General features: G+C 39.7%; 5 protein-coding genes and 1 pseudogene. 1 reads left to right on the top strand and 5 read right to left on the bottom strand.

The window, feature by feature from the left end; all coding sequences use genetic code 11:
* Nucleotides 1-193: 193 nt before the first annotated feature.
* Nucleotides 194-979 carry an SDR family oxidoreductase gene (locus WB217_RS16990; protein ID WP_423994471.1) on the bottom strand — a complete coding sequence of 262 codons (786 nt, stop codon included), beginning with the start codon at nucleotides 977-979 and terminating at the stop codon, nucleotides 194-196.
* A 183-nt stretch (nucleotides 980-1,162) separates the two neighbouring features.
* Between WB217_RS16990 and WB217_RS16995 the strand changes: the two genes are divergently transcribed.
* A complete protein-coding gene (locus tag WB217_RS16995) occupies nucleotides 1,163-1,840 on the top strand; it encodes a GNAT family N-acetyltransferase (protein ID WP_423994472.1) in 678 nt (225 codons plus the stop codon).
* A 445-nt stretch (nucleotides 1,841-2,285) separates the two neighbouring features.
* On the opposite strand, the gene ptsP is transcribed toward WB217_RS16995, so the two are convergent.
* The 4 genes and pseudogenes from ptsP to WB217_RS17015 form a co-directional block, all read right to left on the bottom strand.
* Nucleotides 2,286-4,001 carry a phosphoenolpyruvate--protein phosphotransferase gene (gene ptsP, locus WB217_RS17000; RefSeq protein WP_423994473.1) on the bottom strand — a complete coding sequence of 572 codons (1,716 nt, stop codon included), beginning with the start codon at nucleotides 3,999-4,001 and terminating at the stop codon, nucleotides 2,286-2,288.
* The gene (locus tag WB217_RS17005) at nucleotides 4,001-4,267 is read right to left on the bottom strand and encodes a phosphocarrier protein HPr (RefSeq protein WP_144474695.1); all 267 of its coding nucleotides are present in this window, start codon (nucleotides 4,265-4,267) and stop codon (nucleotides 4,001-4,003) included. The genes ptsP and WB217_RS17005 overlap by 1 nt, the downstream gene beginning before the upstream one ends.
* A 194-nt stretch (nucleotides 4,268-4,461) precedes the next feature.
* On the bottom strand, nucleotides 4,462-4,623 hold the full coding sequence (locus WB217_RS17010) for a hypothetical protein (protein WP_423994474.1): 162 nt from the start codon (nucleotides 4,621-4,623) through the stop codon (nucleotides 4,462-4,464).
* Between the two features lie 261 nt (nucleotides 4,624-4,884).
* A pseudogene (locus WB217_RS17015) lies at nucleotides 4,885-5,883 on the bottom strand (hypothetical protein); the annotation flags it as partial.

A 5,883-nucleotide genomic window follows, 5' to 3' on the forward strand; every position in this document is an offset into this window, starting at 1 on the left:
TTAAGTACATTTTATCATTACAGTTACTATTTTGGCATTGATGTTGTTTGAATATTGCACACATAATTTTTTAAAAAAAGAGAAAAAAACATATAAAAAAGCCGAAGAAAAACTTCTCCGGCCTTCCAGAACGATCTGCAATTTTATGCGCAATGTTTATATACCCATTGTTTCATTATTTCAAACCTATTTATTAAATTGATTTGACCATTCCGCCATCAACGAGGAATGAGCTGCCTGTCATATAAGAATTAGCGTCAGAAGCCAGGAAAACAACCACCTTTGCAAACTCCTCCGGCTTTCCGTAACGCCCTAAAGGAATAGTTCCCTTAACTCTTTCTTCGACTTCTTCACGAGAAATTTGCATTTTCTCCGCGTTCACCTCGTCCAAGTGTCTTACACGATCTGTAGCAATTCGGCCAGGTGCAACCGTATTGATTAAAATGCCATATTGAGCTAGTTCCTGAGCAAGAGTCTTTGTCAGACCAACTATGCCTGTCCTGAAAGTGTTTGACAGCAAGAGTCCTGGGATCGGTTCTTTGATTGAAGAGGAGGCAATGTTAATAATTTTCCCTCCATGCTCTTTTAAAAACGGCAATGCTTCACGAATCAGCCTGATATAGGACAGTAAATTCAATTCGAAGGCAGTTTGCCATTGCTCATCAGTAATAGCTTCAAAGGAGCCTGCAGGAGGACCTCCGGCATTGTTGACCAGAATATCCACACCACCAAATTGGTCGACTGCAGTTTGAATTAACTGCTTAATATCTTCGGGGATTGTGATGTCTGCTCTTTGAAAAACGACTTTACCGCTGCCGATTTGCTTTAATTCAGAAACTATATCTTTTAGTTTTTCCTCATCCCTTCCTGATATGACAACATTTGCACCTTCCCTCAAAAGTCCTTCTGCAATCGCCTTGCCAAGTCCCTGGCTAGAGGCAGCGATAACAGCTGTCTTCCCGCTAAGCTGGAGTTCCATATGTATTCCCCCTTATATGTATTAATTTAATTATATAAGAATTTTCTAGTAATTTCATTTTTAACAGTACATATATTGTTTCTCGGTTATCATAAACTCAAGGAATAAAATAATGAACTGAAAATTGACGTGTTTTATTGTTTTTTTTAAACTCAAGCTATATTAAAAATTCGAGGTGCGATCATGTTTAAGAAGGATTTATTTGTTTTCGACCATACGATGCCAGTAAAAGCTGTAATAAGAAATTACACTAAAGATGACTTTGATGAGTTAATTCGAGTTCAGCGGGAGGCTTTTCCTCCTCCTTTTCCAGAGGAACTATTATGGAATACAGAGCAGCTTAAAAACCATATTACTTTGTTTCCCGAAGGAGCGCTTTGCGTTGAAATAGATGGAAAGATTGCTGGCTCGATTACTGGTCTGATTGTAAAACTAGGAGATAATGATCTGAAGCATTCTTGGGCAGATATCACAGATAACGGATACATCCGCAATCACGATTGTAATGGCAATACTTTATACATAGTTGATATCTGCATCAGCCCCAACTACAGAAAGCTCGGTTTAGGAAAATGGTTGCTGCAGTCGATGTATGAAACTGTGGTCCATTTAGGCTTGGATAGGCTGCTTGGCGGGGGAAGGATGCCTGGATATCATCTTCATTCAGATGAATTATCGATTGAAGAGTATATTGAAAAGGTTTTAAAAGGAGAACTAAAAGATCCCGTCGTTTCCTTTTTGCTGCGTTGCACGCGTACCCCAGTAAAACCAGTGGCCAACTATCTTGAGGATGAAGAATCTTTAAATTACGGAATGCTGATGGAGTGGAGAAATCCGTTTAAAAAAGAGAATATTTTTTAAGAATCAAGAAGGATCCTTCGTTTTTTATAAGAAGTATTTTTAAATTTGCGATTGATGGAAGGTGGATAGCTATTCAACCTTTATATACTTTTCTCTATGAGAGAAAAACATACGAATGTTCCTTTTCGCCTCATATAATAATCCAATGACCTTTATTGGAACATCCGACGTGGTGAATTCTAACCCTCCATTGTCCCAATGACCTTTATTGAAACAGCGGGGGAGATATGATATTTTCAACCCCTCCATTGTTCCAATGCCACTTTTCAAACATCGAATTAGTAAACGTCACCGTTCCCTTTACACAAAAAAATGCCGGCTGATTAACAGCCGGCCAAATCTGGGGGAAAATGAGAATGATTAGCTTACTTTCAGTCTAACCAAAGTGCTTACTCATATATACCCGCCATCTATAGGGTAAAACATTTTTTATATTACAATTTTGTTACAAACCTAAAGAGAGGTTTACCGCTTCTACCACTTCTTCAGTTGTGCTCATGTTTAGCACAGTAGAAGCCAGTTTTTCCATATCAGCTTTATTTAACTGCCTGATGAGCGAGCGTGCCTTCAGGATAGAAGAAGCACTCATAGAGAACTCGTCAAGGCCTAAACCAAGCAAAATTGGAATCGCAGTTTCGTCTCCAGCCATCTCACCGCACATACCAGCCCATTTTCCTTCTTTATGGGCAGCATCGATGACCATTTTTACAAGGCGAAGAATCGATGGATTGTATGGCTGATACAGGTAAGAAACCTGCTGGTTCATTCTGTCTGCAGCCATTGTGTATTGAATCAGATCGTTTGTTCCAATGCTGAAGAAATCAACTTCTTTAGCAAACTGGTCTGCAAGTACTGCAGTTGAAGGAATCTCCACCATGATGCCAAGCTCGATGTGCTCCGCAACCTGGATGCCTTCATTTACTAATTTTGCTTTTTCTTCTTCAAGCATTGCTTTTGCTTCCCTGAATTCTACCAATGTTGCGATCATAGGGAACATGATTTTTAAATTGCCATAAACGCTTGCACGTAAAAGGGCACGAAGCTGCGTCCTAAAAATGTCCTGCTCCTCGAGGCAAAGACGAATCGCCCTAAAACCAAGGAATGGGTTCATTTCTTTAGGGAGGTTCAAGTACGGAAGTTCTTTATCGCCGCCGATATCAAGCGTTCTGACAACAACTGGCTTTCCTTCCATTCCTTCAAGCACAGCTTTATACGCAGTAAACTGTTCCTCTTCGGTTGGAAGCTGATCCCTGTCCATATAAAGGAACTCTGTACGGTAAAGACCTACTCCCTCACCGCCATTTTCAATAACACCCTTTAAATCTTTAGGTGTTCCGATATTAGCAGCAAGCTCCACATGGTGTCCTTCAGCTGTAACTGTTTTTTCATTTACAAGCTTAGCCCACTCAGCTTTTTGTTTTTCGAAGTCTTCCTGAATCTTTTTATAGGCTTCCAGCACTTCTGGAGTAGGGTTAAAATGTACTTGACCCTTTAATCCATCAACAACGACCATGTCACCATTATTGATTTCATCAATTGCTGTTTTTGTGCCAACGACTGCAGGAATTTCCATGGAACGAGCCATGATTGCAGAATGGGATGTACGCCCGCCAATATTTGTCGTAAAACCTTTAACAAATTGGCGGTTCAGCTGTGCAGTATCAGATGGTGTCAAATCCTCAGCGACTATGACTACTTCTTCAGCAATCATGCTAGGATTAGGAATTTGAACACCTAATAAATGTGCCATTACACGTTTGGTCACATCTCTTATGTCCGCAGCACGTTCTTTCATGTATTCATTATCCATTGACTCAAACATACTGATAAACATATCAGCTGTTTCTTTCAATGCGTGTTCAGCATTTACATTTTCGGTATTGATTTTATCTTCGATGGGTGAAATCAATTCTGGATCACTTAAAACTAGAAGATGTGCATCAAATATTGCAGCCTTGTCGGCACCCAATTCAGTACCTGCGTGGTCACGGATTTGTGCAAGCTCAGCTTTTGCAGTTTGAAGGGCAGCTTTAAAACGTGCCACTTCATCAGCAGGTGCTTCGACTGTCTTTTTTTCAAAAGAAAAATCCGGTTCTACGAGCTTATAGGCTTTTGCAATTGCAATTCCATTTGAAGCGGCAATTCCCTGAAGAAAGCCCATTATTCAGCTAAACCTTCTCTTTTTAAAGTTTCTTCTAGTGTGTTAAGAGCATCTTGCTCGTCGCTTCCCTCAGCGATGATCGCAATATCTGCTCCCTGGCCGATTCCTAATGACATTACACCCATGATTGATTTAAGGTTAACCTTTTTTTCTTTATATTCTAAGTGGATTTCTGAATCGAATTTGCTTGCAGCCTGTACCAACATTGTAGCAGGACGAGCATGGATTCCTGTTTCAGCAACAACCTTGAACTGTTTTTGTACCATATTAGATCATTCTCCTTTTATATTAAATGATTAAGATGACCATACATGATGCCTTCCAAACTAAATGGTTCAATTCAGCGAAAGGTCAAAATTTCCGGCCTAGCTAAAATGATAATTGTATTTTACCCATTTGTAAGGTTCTTTCACACCATATATTATTTCCAATCGTATCCACAAAGAAAAGCGGAAGCACCTCAGAATTGAACGTCGACTAAAAACGCCACTTCCTGTGGCAACGTCGACGCCAGCACATCCTGTGCAAGTCCTACAGGCATAAGACGGCCTGCGAGGAGGCAGCTCTGCCGCCAAAGCCGGACGGCTAATGACCCGAGGGGCTGGCCGCTGCAGCTAGACATTACTCTATCTGCACAACGCTCTCCATTTAAATATCCACAACTGGCATCCCACACAAAAGAATAGCATTTTGAAAAGTGTTAGACAATGAAAAAACACTGGTTTTTTCAAGGTTTCAGGCATTTTTTTAATTAAAACGTTTTCATTTTAGCGAAATTGTGACAATTGTTTTTATCAATTGCTTTTTTTCAAAGATTCTTTGTTTCAATAAAAACAACAATCTTATAGAAAAAAGCCTTTTTGAAAATTATAAACCAAAAATCCTATCTTTTAAAAACATTCTTCAGGGATATTTTAATTTCTGACTTACTTGCTTCTTTTCTTTCTTTTTGCAGGATTGTTAACTGTTTTTTAATGCTTTTTATTTCTTCTTTAAACCATTCCTCGACTTCATCTTCGGCAGATGCTCCGTACCTTACCTGCTGATACGTTTTAACCGTCCGCTCATTATAATCAATCCCCAGCCGTTGCAGCCATTCGTTGATCGCTTCATGGTTTAATCTGGCCAAGTCCTTTTTCTGAGCATACTTCTCGAGCTGGTATATTTCTTTGCGTATCTGGTTTACAGGCTTTCCTGGACGATTTTTATAGAAGGGGTCACTGTACAAGGAATCATCGAGTGAGCTTGATGTTACATAACCGCTAGGTGATACGCCAACCTCCTGCACTTTATTGAATAAGCTTGTTTTTTTGTATAGATAAAAGAAGATCAGCACCCCGATTGCTGCAAAGAGTATTGGTCCCCATAGATCAGGATCAATCAGCTCCTTCGCATTGGCAAACGGAGATTCGTACTCTTTTGCGGGCTGCTGTCTAGAGGATAATAGCCGGCTAGCTCTTTCTTTAATGACCGGGTTTTCGACCCATGAAAATAAGGGGTAAAGAAGAATAGAAAAGATCCAGCCAATCCCTTGCAGGATACTGAAGAAAATACTCTTGATGAGATTCCTTCCAAAGGTAAGAATCACCATAATTAAAAGCCCAAGTCCGAGCAATTTTGAAAATTCCCATGCAAACTTTCTTTTTGATACTAGTTCAATCTCAATCCATTTTATAAAAAATTGACCTGAAATAATAAACAGCAATTGAAAGGTCAAGAGAAATGCTATCTGTTTCAGATAAACCCCATCATAAAAGTGTGCTAGCGGTGATAGGAACAAACCGACGAGAATTGTCAGTACCAGCCAAACACTTTCAGAACTACTCGTTTCATCCTGGTAATAATTTAGCGTTCTCCAAAAAATGAACAATGCCATTACTGT

Origin of the sequence: Mesobacillus sp. (assembly GCF_049588175.1) — a bacterium.
Taxonomy (GTDB): domain Bacteria; phylum Bacillota; class Bacilli; order Bacillales; family Cytobacillaceae; genus Mesobacillus.

What these genes read in the sequence shown, in the direction of transcription:
- WB217_RS16990 (WP_423994471.1), bottom strand. Translation starts at nt 979, where the DNA reads ATGGAACTCCAGCTTAGCGGGAAGACAGCTGTTATCGCTGCCTCTAGC.
- ptsP (WP_423994473.1), bottom strand. Translation starts at nt 4,001, where the DNA reads ATGGGCTTTCTTCAGGGAATTGCCGCTTCAAATGGAATTGCAATTGCA.
- WB217_RS16995 (WP_423994472.1), top strand. Translation starts at nt 1,163, where the DNA reads ATGTTTAAGAAGGATTTATTTGTTTTCGACCATACGATGCCAGTAAAA.
- WB217_RS17010 (WP_423994474.1), bottom strand. Translation starts at nt 4,623, where the DNA reads ATGTCTAGCTGCAGCGGCCAGCCCCTCGGGTCATTAGCCGTCCGGCTT.
- WB217_RS17005 (WP_144474695.1), bottom strand. Translation starts at nt 4,267, where the DNA reads ATGGTACAAAAACAGTTCAAGGTTGTTGCTGAAACAGGAATCCATGCT.